Source organism: Paenibacillus sp. PDC88 (genome assembly GCF_900106725.1).
GTDB lineage: Bacteria > Bacillota > Bacilli > Paenibacillales > Paenibacillaceae > Paenibacillus > Paenibacillus shunpengii.
In genome coordinates, this window is record NZ_FNNT01000003.1 from 64,068 (window position 1) to 83,890 (window position 19,823).

The following is a 19,823-nucleotide window of genomic DNA, read 5'->3' on the forward strand; positions in this document are numbered from 1 at the left end:
TAAACCCTTCACTCCCCGTTCATGGTATCACCCCTGCTTGAAATGAATCGTTATGATAAAAATGAAACCGCTTTTTATTCGAACATGCTTTATAATAGAAATGACAACAATTCATCTTGATTTGAAGGGAGCACTTCTAATGGCCTTTATGCAATGTCACTTTTATTCCGAAGTACTAGGACTGAATACAACGATGCACGTCATTCTGCCCCAGCAGACTTTCTCTCAGATTGGAGTGGATACGAAGCAGGGACAAGGGCCCTACCCGACACTCTATCTGCTGCATGGTCTCTCCGATGATGACTCCATCTGGATGCGCCGGACCTCCATCGAACGCTATGCTTCCGCGCTAGGAATTGCGGTAGTCATGCCGAACGCATATCGCAGCTTCTATACCGATATGGCTGAAGGAAGTAAGTATTACACGTACATAACGGAAGAGGTTCCGAAGCTGGCGAGATCCTTCTTCCCGTTATCTTCTGCACGTGAGGACAACTTTGTTGCCGGGCTCTCCATGGGCGGATACGGTGCTATGAAGATTGCATTATCCAGACCAGAGGAATATGCTGCTGCAGCAAGCCTCTCTGGTGCTGTCGATATGGCGGCCCATTATGACAATCTCAAGGCTCAGGATGACGCGCGCAGCGTGGAATTCAAACGGATCTTCGGCGACATCATTGCAGGAACAGAAAATGATCTGATCCATCTTCTGAAACAGTGCGATCAGCAGCCAGGTCCTAAGCCTAAGCTGTTCCAGTGCTGCGGAACAGAGGACTTCCTATATGAGGATAATCTCAGCTTCCGTTCGGCAGCTGAACAAACCAATCTTGACTTCACTTATACCGAAGGACCGGGAGAGCATGAGTGGGGATACTGGGATGCACGCATTCAGGATGTTCTGGAGTGGCTTCCTTTGCAGAAATAATAGAACATGTGATAAAAAAGGGATTACTTCAAGGACGGCAGCCTTAGCCTCCTTCAAGCAATCCCTTTTTACATTTAGAACGATCTTAGTTACTCTGTATGCTCTTTAAGCCATTGCGTGGTCAGACCCAGCATCGCTTCGCTCCGGCGAATCGCATCGGCCACTTGAGTGGAAGCCGTACCTCCGTAAACGTTACGAGCATTGACGACGGCTTCTGGCTGGAGCACCGCATAAATCTGATCATCGAACAGCTCGGAGAATTGCTTGAACTCATCAAGGGATAGATCAAGCAAGTATTTTCCGTTCTGGATACAATACAGCACCGTTTTACCGATAACTTCATGTGCCTGGCGGAAAGGGAGGCCCTTGCCTACGAGGAAGTCGGCAATATCGGTCGCATTGGAGAAGTCCTGATTCACGGCTTCGCGCATCCGTCCTTTGTTCACCTTCATCGTAGCAATCATCGGCGCAAACAGCTGCAGTGCTCCTTCGAGTGTTGCCACAGTATCAAACATGCCTTCCTTGTCTTCCTGCATATCTTTGTTGTACGCAAGCGGAAGGGATTTAAGCACGGTGAGCAGACCCATCAGGTTACCGTAGACACGTCCTGTCTTGCCGCGGACAAGCTCCGGAACATCGGGATTCTTCTTCTGCGGCATAATGCTGCTGCCTGTGCAGAACGCATCATCAAGCTCGACAAAATTGAACTCCGTGCTGCTCCACAATACGAGCTCCTCACTCAGACGAGACAGGTGCATCATAATAAGGGAAGCATCCGCCAGGAACTCAACGATAAAGTCACGGTCACTTACCGCATCAAGGCTGTTCTCATATACCCGGTCAAATTGAAGCTGCTCAGCAACAAAATGACGGTCGATCGGGAAGGTTGTTCCTGCCAGTGCGCCTGCACCCAGTGGAAGCACATTAATCCGTTTGTAGCTGTCGATCAGACGCTCGGCATCGCGCTGGAACATGGAGACATACGCCATCAGATGATGAGCGAATAGAATGGGCTGTGCTCTCTGCAAATGAGTATAGCCTGGAATAATCGTATCCAGATTCTCTTTGGCCTGTCCGATCAGTGCCTCCTGCAGCGCATGCAGCATCCCGACAATCTCGATAACGCGAGACCGCAAGTAGAGATGCATGTCGGTTGCTACCTGGTCATTCCGGCTGCGTCCCGTGTGAAGCTTACCGCCCACCGGTCCGATCTCCTCAATCAGATTCTTCTCGATATTCATATGGATATCTTCATCTGAGACTGAGAACTCAATCTGGCCTTCACGAATTTTGCCGAGAACCGTGTTCAAGCCTTCTTTGATCTTCTCCACATCATCCTGTGGCAAAATTCCGCATTTACCCAACATTGTCACATGTGCCAGACTGCCTTGAATATCTTCCTCTGCGAGGGCCTTGTCAAAATTGATCGATGCTGTATATTCCTCCACCAAATGATTCGTCTGTTTTGTGAAACGCCCGCCCCATAATTTACTCATGTCTGTGCCTTCCTCCCTTTCACATCTCATGGATAAAGGCCGCTCCTGAGTTCTCTTCAAGGAACGGCCTTACGCTTCCTTACCAGCTTACAGCTGCTTCATCTATAATCATGCCACATTACTTCTAGGGCACATCATTATTGGTTCTGTGCTACACCCGATCCGACCTTGAGACGCAGTGCATTCAGGCGGATGAAGCCTGTTGCATCCCCTTGGTCATAAGCCTGGGTAGGATCTGCTTCCATCGTCGCGATGTCCGGATTGTACAGACTAACAGGGCTCTTCACGCCAGCCGCAATAATATTGCCTTTGTACAGCTTCACGCGAACCGTTCCTGTTACATTCTTCTGGCTCTCCGTCACCAGCGCCTGCAGCGCGAGACGTTCCGGTGCAAACCAGAAGCCATTGTATACGAGCGTGCTGTAACGTGTGATCAAGCTGTCACGCAGGTTCATCACTTCACGGTCCATGGTAATGGATTCCATCTTGCGATGCGCAGTGAACAGAATCGTTCCACCTGGCGTCTCATACACACCGCGGCTCTTCATGCCAACGAAACGGTTCTCTACCATATCAACACGGCCGATTCCGTGCTTACCGCCCAGCTCATTCAGCTTCTCCATGACTTCAAGCGGACTCAGCTGCTCACCGTTCAGAGCTACACAGTTCCCTTTTTCAAACTCAAGATCCAAGTACTCCGCTTCGTCGGGAGCATCCTCCGGTGAATTGCTAAGAAGGAACATCTCCTTGTTCTCTGGTGCACTCGCATCAAACCAAGGATCCTCAAGCACTCCGCTCTCATAGCTGATATGCAGCAGATTGCGGTCCATGGAATACGGCTTCGCTGCCGATGCAGTTACAGGAATACCATGCTGCTCTGCATAAGCGATCATCTCCGCACGACCCGGGAATTGATTGCGGAATTCCTCCAGACGCCATGGTGCGATCACTTTGATGTCTGGTGTAAGCGCAGCAGCATTCAACTCGAAACGTACCTGGTCGTTCCCTTTACCTGTTGCACCGTGTGCAATGGCTGTCGCGCCTTCAGAAATCGCGATATCAACCATCCGCTTCGCGATCAGCGGACGCGCGATACTGGTACCGAGCAGATATTGGCCTTCATACAAGGCACCCGCCTGGAACATCGGGTAAATGAAGTCACTTGCGAACTCATCCCGCAGATCGTCGATGTATACTTTGGAGGCACCTGTTGCGAGTGCTTTTTCCTCTAATCCGTCCAGCTCTTCCTTCTGTCCGATATCTGCTGTGAACGCAATAATCTCTGCATCATAAGTTTCCTTGAGCCATTTTAGAATGACGGAAGTGTCCAGTCCGCCGGAATAGGCCAGTACAATTTTCTCTTTTGCCATAATGTCCTCCTTAGTCGCTTGAACAATAGTCTATATCGATTCCAATATCTACAATTTATTTTAACATTAACGAATCCATTTTATATACCTTCAGCTGCTTAACTTAAGAGTATATAAAAATCTCTTCATTACCCCATCAGGGCAGCCATCAGTGCTTTTTGGGCATGGAGACGATTTTCCGCTTGGTCAAAAATAGCCGAGTTCGGTCCATCAATGACCCCTTCACTTACTTCTTCACCACGGTGTGCTGGAAGGCAGTGCAGGAAGATATAATCCTTCTTCGCTCCTTTAACAAGCTCTTCATTAACCTGATAATCAGCAAAAGCAGCTTCACGGGCCTGCTGCTCTTCCTCAAAGCCCATGCTGGCCCAAACATCCGTGTAGATCATGTCCGCATCCTTCACTGCTTCCTCTGGACTGCGGGTCACGACCACCTGAGAACCCGACTCTTGTGCAATGCTCTTCGCCTTCTCCACAATCGCCGAATTCGGTTCGTATCCTTCAGGACTCGCCACCGATACATGAACACCAAGCTTAGCAGCACCAAGCATCAGGGAATGAGCCATGTTATTGCCGTCGCCTACATAGGCCATCTTGAGACCCTTCAGCTGTCCCTTGTGCTCCAGCACCGTCTGGAAATCTGCCAGCACCTGGCAAGGATGCGCATCGTCGCTCAGCCCGTTGATTACGGGAATATCCGCATACTTGGCGAGCTCCGTCACATTGCTGTGCGCAAACGTCCGAATCATAATCCCATCCAGGTAACGAGAGAGCACTTGAGCCGTGTCACTGATGGTCTCACCGCGTCCAAGCTGAATGTCATTTTTGCTTAAGAACAGCGCATGCCCGCCCAGCTGGAACATCCCTACTTCAAAGGATACGCGCGTACGTGTGGATGATTTTTCAAAAATAAGTCCGATCGTCTTGCCCTTCAGCGGCTGATAGACTTCACCGCTTTTTTGCTTCTTCTTGATCTCAATGGCAAGCTGGAGAAGATATTCAATCTCCTCTTTGCTATAGTCTGTGAATTCAATAAAATCCCGGCCTTTGAGGTTCAGCTGTGTAATTGTCATGTGTTCATCCTCCTTCAAACTTCGTTCGCAGCGATGTGTTCTTCAATCAACGTCTTGATTAGAGCCACTGCTGTATCAATTTCTTCTGTGGTCACGTACAGGTTTGGCAGGAAGCGGATCACTTCAGGCCCTGCATTCACGAACAGGAAGCCTCTGCTCTGGCCTGCTGCGACAATATCGCCAACCGGTCCCTGACATGCAATCCCAACGATCAGACCTCGGCCGCGTACCTCGGTTACAAATGAAATGCCTGCGAGCTCCTTGCGCAAGGATTCGATCAAGTAATCTCCCATTTGCTGTGCCCGTTCAGGCAGCTTCTCTTCAATGATCGTCTCGATCGTTGCATTGACTGCTGCCATCGCCAGAGGTGTGCCCCCGAACGTAGTCGCATGACTTCCCGGGGTAAATGCATCACGCAAATAAGCTTTACCCAGCATCGCACCAACCGGGAATCCACTGCCGATCCCTTTGGCTGAAGTGAAAATATCCGGCTCCACATCATAATGCTGATGAGCAAACAGCTTGCCTGTTCTTCCCATGCCTGTCTGCACCTCATCCATAATCAGCAGTAAGCCGTGTTCCTCGCAGAGCGCCTTCACTTTTCTCAAAAATTCCGGCTCGACGACATGAATGCCGCCTTCAGCCAGGATCAGCTCTAGCATAATCGCCGCCGTATGCGGAGTAATTGCTGCTTCCAGTGCAGGGATATCATGCAATGGCACATGAACAAAGCCTTCTGGCAGCGGAAGGAAGCCTTCCTTCACTTTATCCTGTCCAGTTGCAGTGAGCGTCGCTAGTGTCCGGCCATGGAAGGACTGTTTGAAGGTGATAATCTCAAACTTGCCTTTGCCAAGCACTTTTTGCTGATATCTGCGCGCCAGCTTAATCGCCGCTTCATTAGCCTCTGCCCCGCTGTTGCAGAAGAATACCGCATCAGCACAAGTATTTGCTGTCAGCAGCTTCGCTGCCTGCTCCTGTCCAGGAATGGTGAACAGATTCGATACATGCCACAGCTCATCCAGCTGTTCCTTCACTTTATTCACAATCTTATCCGGCGCATGACCCAGATTGGTGACGGCGAGACCGCTCATGAAATCCAAATATTTATTGCCCTTGTCATCCCACAGGTAGCTGCCCTTGCCCTTGACCAGGCTAAGCGGATACCGTGCATAGGTTGGAAAAAGCGAGCTACCTGCCTCATTCGTCACTTGCTTATCAGGTGCTGCCGCTTGTGTCTGCTGTGATTGATTCGTAACGGTCATCATCTACACTCCCATCTGATTTTGGCGCATGCGCCGTTTTAATAAAAAACATTCGTTGCTCTAATTGCGAGCTGTCCGTTCATTCACCTAGATCTTCTCGCTGTCATCGTTACATCCGTACGATTCTTGTGCCAATGACTTCTCCCTCAAGCACCCGGCTCAAGATCTTCGGCTCGCTGCCGTCCACGATCACGACCTCTTTCACTTTACCTTGAATACATTGAATGGCGGCTCTTACTTTCGGGATCATTCCGCCGTATATTTCGCCGCTCTGGATCATGTCTTCAATCTCCTGCACTGTAACTGAAGGAAGCACCTTCTTCACTCCATCGACATTCTTCATAATCCCGGGCACATCGGTGACGACAATCATGCGGTCCACGCCCAGATGGGAAGCGACAGCTCCTGCTGCCGTGTCTGCATTGATATTGTAGCGTTGTCCTGCTGCATCAACACCTATAGGCGCGATCACCGGCATATATCCCAGATTGACGATTCCTTCTATAATAGAAGACTCTACCTGAGTGACATCTCCTACATGACCGACCTCAGCGCTGTTGCTCACCGGCTTCGCCTGAATCAGACCACCGTCCACACCGGACAGTCCGATTGCTCTTGCTCCAGTCCCTTGAATAAGACGGACGATCTGCTTGTTAATGCTGCCTGCCAGTACCATTTCCACAACATCCAGCACTGCTTCTGTCGTCTTGCGCAGTCCACCGACAAATTCAGTCTCAATACCAAGCTTCGCCAGATTGTCCGAGATCGCCGGACCGCCGCCATGAACGATAACCGGTGCTATGCCTTCAGCCTGAAGATCACGCAAATCCTCGAAAAACGAAGCCGGCAGCGCCGCAAGCGTACTGCCTCCGCATTTCATGACAAACGCTCCTGCTGTATGCCCGGTCGAGCTCTTCTTCACTTCTGTGCTTGCCTGCGTCATTCCCCTCTCCCCTTTTCCAAGTATCTTTAAGTTCTATAAGCTGCATTAATCCGTACATAATCGTAAGTCAGATCACAGCCCCAGGCAGTCGCCTTACCTGTACCCCCATGAAGATCAACAAAGATCTGAACCGTATCGCCTTGAAGATAGACAAGTGCCTCATCTTCACTAAATGCCACAGGACGAGAGCCTTGCAGCACCAAAATATCCCCCAGCTTGACATCAACCTGCTCCGGATTCACCGGCACGCCTGCACGACCAACGGCAGCAATGATTCGTCCCCAGTTGGCATCTGCACCGAACATGGCGGTCTTGACCAGACTGGAACCAATGACCGTCTTCGCGATCGCTCGGGCGGAATCATTCGTATCTGCTCCTTGAATGTTCACTTCAACCAGCTTCGTAGCCCCTTCTCCGTCTCTTGCAATTGCCTTTGCCAGCACTTCACATACATAATTGAAAGCCTCTGCAAAAGCCTCCCAGTCTTTATGCTTCGGAGTCAGTGTATCGTTGCCTGCCAGGCCGCTGGACATCGCAACCAGCATATCATTCGTGCTTGTGTCACCATCCACCGTAATCATATTGAAGGTCGCATCTGTCGACTGACCCAGCAGTCCTTGCAGTGCCTGCTGTTCAATCGCGGCATCACAGGTTACAAAAGCAAGCATTGTCGCCATATTCGGATGAATCATCCCCGAGCCCTTTGCCGCTCCAGCAATCGTGACTTGTTTGCCATCCACTTGAGTCGTGACACAGATTTCTTTTTTCACAAGATCGGTGGTCAGAATCGCTTGAGAGAACTCAGCTGCTACATCCGCGTCCTTTCCCATCTTCGCAGGCATCGCCTTAATTCCGGCATGTACACGATCCATTTTGAGCAGTTCACCAATGACACCGGTTGAAGCAACTGCCACATCGGCTTCAGCCACGCCCAGCTCACGCGCAGCAGCGGCTCTCATCGCATATGCATCTTCTTCTCCCTGCTTGCCCGTCACAGCGTTTGCATTACCGCTGTTTACGATAATGGCTTGAAGCTTGCCGTTCTTCAGACTGTCTCTTGTCACTTGAAGCGGTGCTGCTTGGAATACATTCGTTGTATACACGGCAGCAGCGTTCGCGATGACATCACATTTAATGGCGCCAAGATCGTTACGCTCCGCCTTCTTGAGTCCACAATGCAAACCTCCTGCGCTAAACCCTAATGGCGATACGATCGATCCGTTATCCACGATGCTAAAAGCCCGAATTGCAACCTGTCCCATAATTTCTTCCCCATCCTATCCAAGTTAATATGAAAAGCCGGACATGCACGGATTATGCTTCATTCTACTTATGGGTATACTGGTGAGAATTGAAGCCCTGTTGCTTCATCCCAGCCCATCATCAGATTCAAATTCTGAATGGCCTGCCCAGCAGCACCCTTCACGACATTATCAATAACAGCGAAAATGGTAACTCTTCCTGTGCGCGAATCGGCTGAGAAGCCAATGTCACAATAGTTGGATGCGAATACTTCCTTCGTCGCCGGCCAGCTGCCCGCCTGCCTGATTCGAACGAACGGCTTGCCTTCGTAGTACTGGTTGTATGCATCAATGAAATCCTGGTCTGTATAATTTCCGTTTAGGGATGCATAAATCGTGCTCATGATCCCTCTAGTCATAGGTACGAGTTGTGTTGTGAACGTGACCGTTACTTTATGACCTGCTATATCGGTTAATACCTGCTCAATCTCCGGAATGTGCTGGTGCTTATTAACCTTGTAGGCTTTGAAATTCTCGTTAATTTCAGCATAATGAGAAGTCAGGCTTGTGCCACGGCCTGCTCCGGATACACCGGATTTCGCATCAATAATGATGCTTGCGGGATCAATCATGCCTGCTGCGATGGCAGGAATCAGACCCAGCAGCGTTGCTGTCGGATAACAGCCCGGGTTAGAGATGAAGTCTACACCTTGAACCTTCTCTCCGTACACTTCGCTCAGTCCATAAACAGCCTGCTCCAAATACCGATTCTCTGCAGGAGCGTGTTTATACCATGTTTCATACTCTGCTCCATCCTTCAGCCTGAAGTCGCCTGACAAGTCAATGACCTTGAGACCCGCATCAATGAGCTGAGGAACGAGCTGTGTACTTACGCCGGATGGAGTCGCGGTGAATACCAGATCCACATTTGCTGCCATTTGGGCTACGTCGATGCCGTCCAGTGTCTGCTCCATAATGGTATTTAAATGGGGGAACCCTTCTGCTATGGATACTCCGCTCGTTGATGACGAAATGACGGAAGCGATCTCTACGTTCGGATGATGCTGTAAAAAACGAATGAGCTCCACTCCGCCGTACCCAGTGGAACCCACAATTGCGACTTTTAATTTGTCCTTCATAATGTCTCCCCTTCTCTCTTCAGCTGAGCTCACAGTTCATGCAGCTCTCTATGTATGCAGCACTCTATCTGACGGTGCCTGTCATATCGGCAATTGCTGAATTTCTGCTTACTATTATCCGATTTCCTCAAACCATTTAACGATACGTTCTCTTTAATAGATGTGAATTATTATACATCCACGCTTATATAAATACAACACTTTATGCATGATTTCTATTTGTTATTATTCATTCCTGTTTCTTCCTCAGCTCAAAAAAATGATGACAGGCTATGAAATCTCTTTTCGTTGATTCCGATTGAGTGATATGATGCATAATAGGGTTAATTAAGATAGATTGATTATTAGGCCCAGCTACATAGATATCATCGAATTTGGAGGAACAACTCACTTGGATATCAACCATATCAGCTACATTGTAGTGATCATCATTAACATGTTACTAGCGGCCGCTCTTATATTTCTGGAACGCAAAGACGCTTCTTCCACCTGGGCCTGGCTGCTGGTGCTTACGTTTATTCCGATTGTAGGGTTCGTGCTCTACCTGCTGCTCGGGCAGAATCTTACAAGATACCGCCTTTTTCAATGGAAGGAACGCGCCAAGCTCAACATCGACCAGATGGTCATCGATCAGATTCGCCACCTGCAGGAGAAGGATTTCCCATTCCGCAAACAAGACACATTAGAGTACAAGGATTTTATTTATATGCATTTGATTCAGAACGGTGCATTATTTACGGAAGACAATAGTGTCGAAATCTTCTGCGACGGACATCATAAATTCAACAAGCTTATGGAAGACATTGAAAATGCAAAGGATCATATTCATATCCAGTACTATATCCTTCGAGGAGATGGGCTGGGGAGAAGCATACGAAATGCGCTGATCAAAAAAGCCCAAGAAGGCGTATACGTGCGGGTGCTGTATGATGCGCTCGGCTCACGGAGCATGAAGAAGAGCTTCTTCAAGGAGCTGGTTGCCGCCGGCGGGAAGGTCGAGGTCTTTTTCCCATCGAAGTTCAGGCTGATCAACCTGCGTCTCAATTACCGTAATCACCGCAAGCTCGTTATTATTGATGGAATTATCGGCTATACTGGCGGATTTAATGTCGGGGACGAGTATCTGGGCAAGGATAAGAATTTTGGATACTGGCGCGATACCCACCTGCGAATTCAAGGAACTGCGGTTTCCACGCTGCAGGCCCGGTTCATTATGGACTGGAATGAAGCGTCCCGCTATCATGACATTACATTTGTGCCCGAACATTTTCCCGAGCCGGAAGGCAAGGATCATATCGGTATGCAGATTGTAACGAGCGGGCCTGATGCCGAGATCGAGCATATCAAGAATGGTTATATCAAAATGATCTCTGCTGCGAAGAAATCCATCATCATTCAGACGCCGTATTTTATCCCTGATGCCAGTATGCTCGATGCGGTGCGGATCGCCTGTCTGTCAGGAATTGACGTGCGTATTATGATTCCGAATAAGCCGGACCATATGTTTGTCTACTGGGCAACCACCTCGTATGTCGGTGAGCTTATTAAGGTTGGCGCCAAGATCTATATTTATGACAATGGCTTCCTGCATACGAAAATGATTGTCGTGGATAAGAAAATTGCGACCATTGGTACAGCCAACTTCGATGTCCGCAGCTTCCGGCTTAACTTCGAGATTAACGCATTCATTTATGATACCAAGATTGCGCTTGAGCTGACGGATGCTTTTGAAAAAGATATGCAGCTCTCTGCCGAGATGACGGCAGAACACTACCGGCAGCGTTCACTCTGGATTCGGTTCAAGGAATCGATATCCCGGCTGCTGTCGCCTATTTTATAGCTTTATAATAGAGAAAAAGGGAGTGCCTCCGTTTAAACGTGAGGTCACTCCCTTTTGTCATTTCAATAATAACCCATAACTATATAGTCTTGATTGAAGCAAATGATCGTATTATGAAATTGATTCACTCAGTCTGCCTAGACTTCATCTCTGTAGTTGTACATTTATTCATCAACATGTGTACTTTCAACGATCGAACGATTTCTTACACTTCATTTATCCACAGTGCGTCTATAAAGTACAATTGCAAATAAACAGCTAAAGCCCAGCTCTGTGTCTAGAACGTCATCTTGAACCCTTCTCCCAGCACCTCATGCGCATTCGTAATGGTCACAAATGCATTCGGGTCCACCGAACGAACGAGCGTCTTCAATCTCGCAATCTCACTTTGACCCACAACCACCATCAGCACCGTACGTTCATCATCCGTATAGCCGCCTTGGGCAGAGAGCTTTGTTACTCCTCGGTCCAGATCATGCAATATTGCCTGCTTAATCGGTTCTGTGAAATTGGATATGATATAAGCAACTTTGGACGTACCAAATCCCATTTCAACGGCATCGATCACTTTTCCCGTGACATATAAACTGATAAGCGCATACAGTGAGTTCTCTAGTGACAGCAGCATCCCCGCTATGACAATAACCGCTCCATCTAAGAGCATGACACTCAGCGACAGCCGGAGACCACTGTATTTCTGAATAATTTGCGCAAGGATCGTCAGTCCCCCGGTTGATCCTCGTCCGCGGTATACGATACCAATTCCGAGTCCAACACCAATCCCGCCAAAGATCGAGGCCAGCAGCGGGTTGCTGGTCGGCACTGTCCAATCCTTGGTTAGATAAACGAATAACGGAAGCATGACACTTCCCAGCAGAGACCGGATGGCATATTGTCTTCCCAGTATCGAATACCCTGCAATGAATAACGGAATGTTCAGCGCCCACTGTGTAAATGCCGGTTCGAAGCCGAAGGCCGCCTGCCCCAGAATCGAGATCCCCGATACACCCCCTGAGGCGATTAAGTTCGGCACGAGGAACAAATTAAAGGCAATCGACATGACAAATGCCCCGAATATGATGAAAAAGGCATCAACGGCCACTCGCAGCGGACCGTCTACCGGAATGAGATTTGAAGCTCGTTTGTTCCTGCTCTTGCGCTCTTGTGCGTGCTGCATCTTGATTACTGTCTCCCCTTAAATAGATGATCAATGACAAAAGTTCATAATTAAAGACAACCAAAAAAATTCCTACACGGCTATACTTACCCTTACCATGTAGGAATTCCATATAAATTATTCAGACTCCACCTTAATTTGCTTGCGGAGGTATCCATCAATGAAAGCATCGAGATCGCCGTCCATCACTGCACCTACGTTCCCCGTTTCCACGGATGTACGGTGATCCTTTACCATACTATAGGGATGGAATACATAGGAGCGGATCTGGCTGCCCCATGCAATATCCGACTGTTCTCCTCGGATTTCATCCAGTTGTTTTTGCTGCTCTTCCAGTTTTCTCTCATATAGCTTTGAACGAAGCATGGTCATGGCACGCTCACGGTTCTTGATCTGAGAACGCTCATTCTGGCAAGTAACGACAACACCAGTGGGAATATGCGTAATCCGTACAGCAGAGTCCGTCGTATTGATGTGCTGACCGCCGGCGCCGCTCGCACGGTACGTATCGATCTTCAGATCTTCCGTCCGGATGTCCACTTCCACGTCCTCTGTAATCTCAGGTACAACATCACAGGATACGAAGGAGGTATGTCTGCGCCCAGAGGAATCGAATGGCGAGATTCGTACCAGACGGTGCACACCCTTCTCGGCTTTGAGGTAACCGTAAGCGTTATAGCCCTTAATGGACAAGGTCACACTCTTGATGCCTGCTTCATCCCCAGGAAGGTAATCCAGCACTTCCACCTTGAAGCCGCGCTTCTCTGCCCAACGGGTATACATCCGAAGCAGCATCTGTCCCCAGTCCTGAGATTCGGTACCGCCTGCTCCTGGATGCAGCTCCAGAATGGCGTTCATCTTGTCATAAGGCTGATCCAGCAGCAGCTGCAGCTCGAATTCCTCCAGCTTGCTCACCAGAGCTTTGATCGCTTCGCCAATCTCTGCCGCGATGCTCTCATCGCCTTCCTCTTCGGCCAGCTCGATCATCATGCTTGCATCATCATATTCCTGCTGCAGCTTCTTATACTGATCGACAGAGCCTTTCACCGCATTCATCTCGGAAATGAGGGCCTGTGCTTTATCATTATCATCCCAAAAATCAGGGGCTGACATCTTCTCTTCGAAGTTCGCGATCATTTCATTCTTCAGATCTAAGTCAAAGAGACCCCCTAAGGTTGGTTAATTTCTTGCTGATCTCGCGCAAATCCTGCTTAATGCTTGGTTCAATCATAATTCACTGATTCCTCTCTTTACTTGTAGTTGAACACTCCCACCATCTAAAGAGATGGGGGATTCTTGGATTGTCAAACCCATCGGTTTGAAACTGTCCTGCTTGTGCAGTACCCCAAGAGAAGCTGTGGTTCCCACAACTTGTCTGTGCGAGCAGCTATATAGCGACTCGCTTAATATTTTGAGCGGCATTGTCGTCCCGATCATGGCTCGTCTTGCAGGATGGACAACTCCATTCCCGTATAGACAGAAGTTTGATCTTTGGATTTACATAGCCGCATACATGGCAGGTTTGGCTTGTCGGTGCGAAGGTATCCGCAAACTTCAAGGTTCGTCCATACCATTTCGCTTTATAGGTAAGCTGGCGTTCAAATTCACCCCACGACGAATCCGCTATCGATTTCGCAAGTTTGGTGTTTTTAAGCATGTTCACCACATCTAAGCTTTCTATGCTGATCGTTTGGTTTTCACGAATCAGCTTGGTTGTCAGCTGCTGCAAGAAGTTCTGGCGAATGTTCGCGATCTTCTCATAGATGCGAGCCACGTTCATCTTGGCTTTATGCCAATTTGAGCCTCCCTTTGTACGGCGGCTCATGCGGCGTTGCCAGAAGGCTAACTTCTTTTCATAGCGGCGAAATGCCTTCGGGCTTTCTACCCGCAGCCCGTCTGAACAGACGGCAAATTCCTTTAAGCCCAAGTCAATGCCGATATGCTTATGTGCGGCAGGGAGCGGCTCTTGCTCCACTTCACAAAGGATGGAGACGAAATACTTGCCTGATGCATTGCGCCGTATGGTCGCTGAAATGATACGACCTTCGCATGCCCTGGAGTTGGCAAAGCGCATCCACCCCAGCTTGGGAAGCTTGATCTCATGACCACGGATCGCAATATTCCCATTCGTATGCTTAGCCGTGTAGCTCTGAACAGGATTGCGGCGGCTTTTGAAACGCGGAGCACGGCTTTTCTTCTTGAAAAAACGATTAAAGCTGTCTGCAAGATGGCGTGCGGCAGTTTGAAGCGCCGTACTGTCCACTTCTTCAAGCCATTCCAGTGAGGTTTTTAATACAGGCAGTTGTTTGGCACATTTGCTGTAAGACAACCCTTTGCCTGTTTCAGCATAAGTTGTATTCCACTGTTCTAGGAAGTGATTAAAGACGAAACGGCAACAGCCCAACGTTTTTTGAATAAGCAACTGCTGTTCATCGTTAGGGTAAATGCGATACTTGAAAGCCTTTTTTACCAACATGCCCAAAACCTCCTTTATCTGGATGCTTAGACACATTGTAGCACATACGTTCGTCTAGTGGGCAAAAAAGCAAAAAAGTCGCTCCCCCTATTCAAGTGCTTGAAGAGAAGTATTCTCGCTAGGGTATGATAAAGCCCCACTGAGACCTGCGTACATGAATACGGGCAAGTCTCAAGGAGCTGTATTATTAAATAAAATCTATTTTGGATTATGCATCACGCTATAGCACGTATTCTTCCCATCACACAGGTGGGATTCTGAGCAAAACCCTTAATTTATATTATATTCTATGCCGAATTAAGAAGTTTGACCATGGCAATGTTTATATTTCTTGCCACTGCCGCAAGGACAAGGATCATTGCGTCCGATTTGGTCTGCTACCTTCACGGGACGCTTCTCCGCAGGTTCACCGCTTGTCGAGATCTGCTTCTCGTCCACAACCGCTTGACGCTCCTGGTTGCTCTCGATTTGAGCTCTCATGACATAAGTCGCGACTTCCTCCTGAATCGTGGAGATCATCTCGTTGAACATCGCAAATCCTTCGAACTGATACTCGCGAAGCGGATCTGTACCGCCGTACGCCCGAAGGTGAATCCCTTGACGCAGCTGATCCATCGCATCAATATGGTCCATCCATTTGCTGTCTACCGCACGAAGCACAATAACCTTCTCGAACTCACGCACCATTTCTTCCCCAATGCGTTCTTCACGGGCATCATACTTCTCCTGTACCTTGCCAAAGATGAACTCAACGATCTCTTCAACCTCTTTGCCCCACAGATCATCGCGGGTAATTGCGCCCTCTTCGAGCATCTTGCTGTTTATATAATCTGCCACTTCCTGCAGCTCCCAGTTCTCTGGGATATCATCCGGACAGTGAGCTTCCACATTACGCTGAATCGTTCCACGGATCATCTCCATCACGATCTGCTTAATGTTCTCGGACTCCAGCACTTCACGGCGCTGCTTGTAGATGACTTCACGCTGCTGGTTCATCACATCGTCATATTGAAGAACGACTTTACGCATATCGAAGTTGTTGCCTTCAACACGCTTCTGAGCCGATTCTACGGCACGCGTAATCATCTTGCTCTCGATCGGCTGATCTTCCTCAAAGCCAAGACGCTCCATCATGTTCAGTACGTTGTCAGCACCGAAGCGCTTCATGAGCTCATCGCCAAGCGACAGATAGAACTGCGTCGAACCCGGGTCACCCTGACGTCCGGCACGACCGCGCAGCTGGTTATCAATCCGTCTCGACTCGTGGCGCTCGGTACCGATAATGTGCAATCCGCCAAGCTCCGCTACGCCTTCACCGAGGATAATGTCTGTACCGCGTCCAGCCATGTTGGTCGCAATCGTTACTGCTCCAGCCTGACCTGCGCCGGAGATGATCTGTGCTTCCTCTGCATGGTATTTCGCGTTCAATACCTGATGCTTCACGCCCTTGCGCTTCAGCATCTCAGACAGAACCTCTGAGTTCTCAATGGATACGGTACCCACGAGCACCGGCTGCTTCTTCGCATGGCGTTCTACAATCTCGTTCACCACGGCTCTGAACTTGCTGTCTACGCTCTTGTAGACTACATCCGCCATATCCTGACGCTGGTTCGGACGGTTCGTCGGTACTTGAAGCACTTCAAGTCCATAAATCTTCTTGAACTCTTCTTCCTCCGTCTTCGCCGTACCGGTCATACCTGCCAGCTTCTTGTACATCCGGAAATAGTTCTGGAAGGTAATCGTCGCGAGCGTCATGCTCTCATTCTGAACTTCAATGCCTTCCTTCGCTTCGATCGCCTGGTGCAGGCCATCACTGTAACGACGCCCCGCCATCAGACGGCCTGTAAATTCGTCAACGATGACAACTTCACCTTCGGCAACGACGTAATCTACGTCACGACGCATGATGACATTCGCCTTAAGCCCCTGCACGATATGGTGATTCAACGTGACATGGGCTTGGTCGTACAAGTTATCAATGCCAAAAGCACGCTCCGCCTTCGCAACCCCTGCTTCCGTCAGCGCTACGGACTTGACCTTGATATCTACAGTGTAGTCTTCTTCAGCGACCAGCTTCTTCACGAAACGATCGGCTGCAAAATAAAGCTCTGTCGATTTCTGGGCTTGTCCGGAAATGATGAGCGGTGTACGCGCTTCGTCAACGAGGATGGAGTCCACTTCATCAATGATACAGAAATACAGCGGACGCTGTACCATCTGTTCCTTATAAAGAACCATGTTGTCACGCAGGTAGTCGAACCCGTACTCGTTGTTCGTTCCGTAAGTAATATCACATGCATATGCAGCCTGCTTGGACGCATGATCCATACCGCTCAGGTTAATTCCAACAGTCATGCCAAGGAACTCATAAATCTGTCCCATCTCTTGGCTGTCACGCTGAGCCAAATAGTCATTGACCGTAACCACATGAGCACCCTTGCCAAGAAGTGCATTGAGATATACAGGCAGCGTTCCGACAAGCGTCTTCCCTTCCCCTGTCTTCATCTCTGCAATACGGCCCTCATGCAGTGCAATACCGCCAACCAGCTGTACGTCGTAGTGACGCTTATTCAAAACACGCTTCGATGCTTCCCGTACAGTAGCAAAAGCTTCCGGCAGCAGTTCTTCAAGAGTAGCCCCTTTCTCGATCCGTGCGCGGAACTCCTCTGTCTTCCCTTTGAGCTGAGCGTCGGAAAGCGCGGCAAATTCCGGTTCCATTTTATTAATCGTATCGACCGTCTTCATCAGACGTTTGACATCACGCTCGTTGGTGTCGCCGAAGATCTTCTTCACTAGTCCTAGCATGGTTAACCCCTTTCGTGCAAAACAGATGTTAGAATCAAACTCGGCATGCAAAGGGTAAATGTTAGGAACTTGAGTGGTTCGTTATTCATTCAAAGTTCTTACATGCACAAGCTGATGTTCATATCGAATCAATCATTAAATTTTTATGCATATCCAAAATGCGGTGAATCCATTTCAAAACTCAGTACAAGGATGAATTTGATTCAGTAGTATACATAAAAATGGTTTTGCCTAAATTGTAACAGTTTGTCAAGGCAGTCGCAACAAGGGCAAGCCCTTTATTTTCACCGAATTCCGCGATTGAAAAGAGCAGTGAAACACATCACAGCCCTATCCCTTCTTCCGGCAAGACCCTGTATATATAGACGCATGAGCCTAATATTAAGTTTCGCTATTTGACGAAGACATTATGTGGAAAAATACAAAAAAGAGCCCCTGCTCATCAAAGAGAGGGCTCCGGGTTATTTTCCAGTTCATCCAAATTCTCAATTCAAACCTTAACAGCACACATCCTGCACGATTCAGCCATCATTCTGGCTGCTTATTCCTGTTCAATCAAGCCATATTTACCGTCATTACGCTTGTACACGACATTGACCTCATTGTTCTCAATATTGGAGAATACAAAGAAGTTATGGCCGACCATGTTCATCTGCAAAATGGCTTCTTCCACATCCATCGGCTTCAGAAAGAACCTCTTCGTGCGGACCACTTCCAGATCGTCGTACTCACTGTCCAGCTCCTCATCGGTCACTGGGGACGGGCTGGCAGGAACATTTTCAACAAAAAACGTCTTTAGATTATCTTCTTGACGGAATTTGCGGTTGATCTTCGTCTTATGCTTCCGAATCTGACGCTCAAGCTTCTCCACCACAGCGTCAATGGACGCATACATGTCAGTGCTCTCGTCTTCTGCGCGAAGGACTAGACCTTTCATCGGAATCGTAACCTCAACAGTGTGGAACCCGCGGTTAACATTCACGCTGAGTGTCACATTGCCATCAGAGGTTAGAGGTTCATCGAAATACTTCTCTAGCTTGCTAAGTTTCTTGTCGACATATTCTTTCAAAGCATCGGTAACCTCGATTTGTTGACCTCGAATACTCAAATTCATAGGGCAATTCCTCCTTTTCCTTTGCACCTCGATTATAACATGTTTGTTAGGCGAATGTAAAAAGAATGAGGGCGTTTTACACATATATAACACAAAGTTATGACAATTGTATGAGGAGCGTTTGAGCCGAGCAGGAATCGGTTAAAATACTGTGTTAGCCTTGTGAAATGAGAAGAAATCTGCGGATTTTGACGGAGACTTCCGCTCATTTTGTCGGAAATTTAATATGATGTGAAATTAAAATTTCTGGTTATGCAAGAAAATAAGCTTTAGATCTCGGTGAGATAAGGTTGAAGTTGTCTTGCATGGGGCTGAGATTCTAAGAAGGGTGCATATCAAAATTAGGAATTGGATATTCCAAAGAGACCATGCATGTGTTTGTCCTCTCATGTGTAACTTGGTACTCCCACTGAACAAGGATTAGAAATCAACCCTTCCAGCGGGAACAAAAAAAACCTTGAGACAACTGTCTCAAGGTTGACGCTAGCTAAACTCAATTGTTAACCATCTAACCGTTATATGTAGGTCGGGCTAAGCCGGGATGATTATAATTTGATTACGTTAGCAGCTTGTGGTCCACGTGCGCCTTCGACGATTTCGAATTCTACGGATTGACCTTCTTCCAAAGTCTTGAAGCCTTCGGATTGGATTGCGGAAAAGTGTACGAATACGTCGCCGCCTTCCTCAGTCTCGATGAAACCATAACCTTTTTCTGCGTTAAACCATTTAACTTTACCTTGCATGCACGAACATTCCCTTCGTCATCAAATGAAGTGAGCTTGGCTCACATCTCCGACTATACCATCCAAACTTATCCATTGTCAATTGGTAAAGAAAATGATTACCTTCAAATAAATAACATATGAATGTTAATATATTGTCGAAAATTGTCCTTTCCATGAACTTCTGTTTAATTTAAAATCATTCCAAATAAAAGGAGATTGCTTGGTAACAACGAGACT

General features: G+C 48.2%; 15 protein-coding genes. 2 read left to right on the plus strand and 13 right to left on the minus strand.

Going from position 1 to position 19,823, the window contains the following annotated elements:
- The first annotated feature begins 139 nt into the window (after positions 1–139).
- The gene (locus BLW49_RS10905; RefSeq protein WP_076314543.1) at positions 140–925 is read left to right on the plus strand and encodes an alpha/beta hydrolase; all 786 of its coding nucleotides are present in this window, start codon (positions 140–142) and stop codon (positions 923–925) included.
- Between the two features lie 89 nt (positions 926–1,014).
- On the opposite strand, the gene argH is transcribed toward BLW49_RS10905, so the two are convergent.
- The 7 genes from argH to argC all read right to left on the minus strand — a co-directional run bounded on the left by argH (position 1,015) and on the right by argC (position 9,449).
- Positions 1,015–2,421: an argininosuccinate lyase gene (gene argH / locus BLW49_RS10910; protein WP_090724632.1), complete on the minus strand. Its 1,407-nt coding sequence runs from the start codon at positions 2,419–2,421 to the stop codon at positions 1,015–1,017.
- 137 nt (positions 2,422–2,558) lie between these two features.
- The gene (locus BLW49_RS10915) at positions 2,559–3,791 is read right to left on the minus strand and encodes an argininosuccinate synthase (protein WP_090724634.1); all 1,233 of its coding nucleotides are present in this window, start codon (positions 3,789–3,791) and stop codon (positions 2,559–2,561) included.
- Positions 3,792–3,919: 128 nt separating this feature from the next.
- A complete protein-coding gene (gene argF, locus BLW49_RS10920; protein WP_090724635.1) occupies positions 3,920–4,864 on the minus strand; it encodes an ornithine carbamoyltransferase in 945 nt (314 codons plus the stop codon).
- A 14-nt stretch (positions 4,865–4,878) separates the two neighbouring features.
- Positions 4,879–6,129 (minus strand): acetylornithine transaminase, encoded by a 1,251-nt coding sequence (locus BLW49_RS10925; RefSeq protein WP_177178713.1) that lies wholly within the window; start codon positions 6,127–6,129, stop codon positions 4,879–4,881.
- A gap of 106 nt (positions 6,130–6,235) precedes the next feature.
- A complete protein-coding gene (gene argB / locus BLW49_RS10930) occupies positions 6,236–7,069 on the minus strand; it encodes an acetylglutamate kinase (protein ID WP_090724639.1) in 834 nt (277 codons plus the stop codon).
- Positions 7,070–7,095: 26 nt separating this feature from the next.
- On the minus strand, positions 7,096–8,331 hold the full coding sequence (gene argJ, locus BLW49_RS10935; protein WP_090724640.1) for a bifunctional glutamate N-acetyltransferase/amino-acid acetyltransferase ArgJ: 1,236 nt from the start codon (positions 8,329–8,331) through the stop codon (positions 7,096–7,098).
- A gap of 68 nt (positions 8,332–8,399) precedes the next feature.
- Positions 8,400–9,449, minus strand: a complete 1,050-nt coding sequence (argC, locus tag BLW49_RS10940) for an N-acetyl-gamma-glutamyl-phosphate reductase (RefSeq protein WP_090724642.1) — start codon at positions 9,447–9,449, stop codon at positions 8,400–8,402.
- Positions 9,450–9,840: 391 nt separating this feature from the next.
- On the opposite strand from argC, the gene cls reads away from it, so the two are divergent.
- Entirely contained in the window at positions 9,841–11,289 is a 1,449-nt protein-coding gene (gene cls / locus BLW49_RS10945) for a cardiolipin synthase (protein ID WP_076314535.1), read from the plus strand.
- Positions 11,290–11,566: 277 nt separating this feature from the next.
- On the opposite strand, the gene BLW49_RS10950 is transcribed toward cls, so the two are convergent.
- The 6 genes from BLW49_RS10950 to BLW49_RS10975 all read right to left on the minus strand — a co-directional run bounded on the left by BLW49_RS10950 (position 11,567) and on the right by BLW49_RS10975 (position 19,604).
- A complete protein-coding gene (locus tag BLW49_RS10950; protein WP_090724643.1) occupies positions 11,567–12,466 on the minus strand; it encodes a YitT family protein in 900 nt (299 codons plus the stop codon).
- Between the two features lie 117 nt (positions 12,467–12,583).
- A protein-coding gene (gene prfB, locus BLW49_RS10955; RefSeq protein ID WP_143042111.1) for a peptide chain release factor 2 occupies positions 12,584–13,697 on the minus strand; the annotation gives its coding sequence in 2 pieces (ribosomal slippage) (positions 12,584–13,624 and positions 13,626–13,697; 1,113 coding nt in all).
- Between the two features lie 156 nt (positions 13,698–13,853).
- Positions 13,854–14,942, minus strand: coding sequence for an IS200/IS605 family element RNA-guided endonuclease TnpB (tnpB, locus tag BLW49_RS10960; protein ID WP_090724647.1), 1,089 nt, complete (start codon positions 14,940–14,942; stop codon positions 13,854–13,856).
- A 297-nt stretch (positions 14,943–15,239) separates the two neighbouring features.
- The gene (secA, locus tag BLW49_RS10965) at positions 15,240–17,747 is read right to left on the minus strand and encodes a preprotein translocase subunit SecA (protein ID WP_076314532.1); all 2,508 of its coding nucleotides are present in this window, start codon (positions 17,745–17,747) and stop codon (positions 15,240–15,242) included.
- A gap of 541 nt (positions 17,748–18,288) precedes the next feature.
- Positions 18,289–18,861 (minus strand): ribosome hibernation-promoting factor, HPF/YfiA family, encoded by a 573-nt coding sequence (gene hpf, locus BLW49_RS10970; RefSeq protein WP_076314531.1) that lies wholly within the window; start codon positions 18,859–18,861, stop codon positions 18,289–18,291.
- Positions 18,862–19,406: 545 nt separating this feature from the next.
- The gene (locus BLW49_RS10975) at positions 19,407–19,604 is read right to left on the minus strand and encodes a cold-shock protein (RefSeq protein ID WP_007132290.1); all 198 of its coding nucleotides are present in this window, start codon (positions 19,602–19,604) and stop codon (positions 19,407–19,409) included.
- Between the last annotated feature and the right edge of the window lie 219 nt (positions 19,605–19,823).

Bases quoted from the DNA above. Each gene is read 5' to 3' on its own strand.
- argC (WP_090724642.1), bottom strand. From the start codon at position 9,449: ATGAAGGACAAATTAAAAGTCGCAATTGTGGGTTCCACTGGGTACGGC.
- tnpB (WP_090724647.1), bottom strand. From the start codon at position 14,942: ATGTTGGTAAAAAAGGCTTTCAAGTATCGCATTTACCCTAACGATGAA.
- secA (WP_076314532.1), bottom strand. From the start codon at position 17,747: ATGCTAGGACTAGTGAAGAAGATCTTCGGCGACACCAACGAGCGTGAT.
- argH (WP_090724632.1), bottom strand. From the start codon at position 2,421: ATGAGTAAATTATGGGGCGGGCGTTTCACAAAACAGACGAATCATTTG.
- BLW49_RS10905 (WP_076314543.1), top strand. From the start codon at position 140: ATGGCCTTTATGCAATGTCACTTTTATTCCGAAGTACTAGGACTGAAT.
- hpf (WP_076314531.1), bottom strand. From the start codon at position 18,861: ATGAATTTGAGTATTCGAGGTCAACAAATCGAGGTTACCGATGCTTTG.
- argF (WP_090724635.1), bottom strand. From the start codon at position 4,864: ATGACAATTACACAGCTGAACCTCAAAGGCCGGGATTTTATTGAATTC.
- BLW49_RS10925 (WP_177178713.1), bottom strand. From the start codon at position 6,129: ATGATGACCGTTACGAATCAATCACAGCAGACACAAGCGGCAGCACCT.
- BLW49_RS10975 (WP_007132290.1), bottom strand. From the start codon at position 19,604: ATGCAAGGTAAAGTTAAATGGTTTAACGCAGAAAAAGGTTATGGTTTC.
- BLW49_RS10950 (WP_090724643.1), bottom strand. From the start codon at position 12,466: ATGCAGCACGCACAAGAGCGCAAGAGCAGGAACAAACGAGCTTCAAAT.
- argJ (WP_090724640.1), bottom strand. From the start codon at position 8,331: ATGGGACAGGTTGCAATTCGGGCTTTTAGCATCGTGGATAACGGATCG.
- BLW49_RS10915 (WP_090724634.1), bottom strand. From the start codon at position 3,791: ATGGCAAAAGAGAAAATTGTACTGGCCTATTCCGGCGGACTGGACACT.
- argB (WP_090724639.1), bottom strand. From the start codon at position 7,069: ATGACGCAGGCAAGCACAGAAGTGAAGAAGAGCTCGACCGGGCATACA.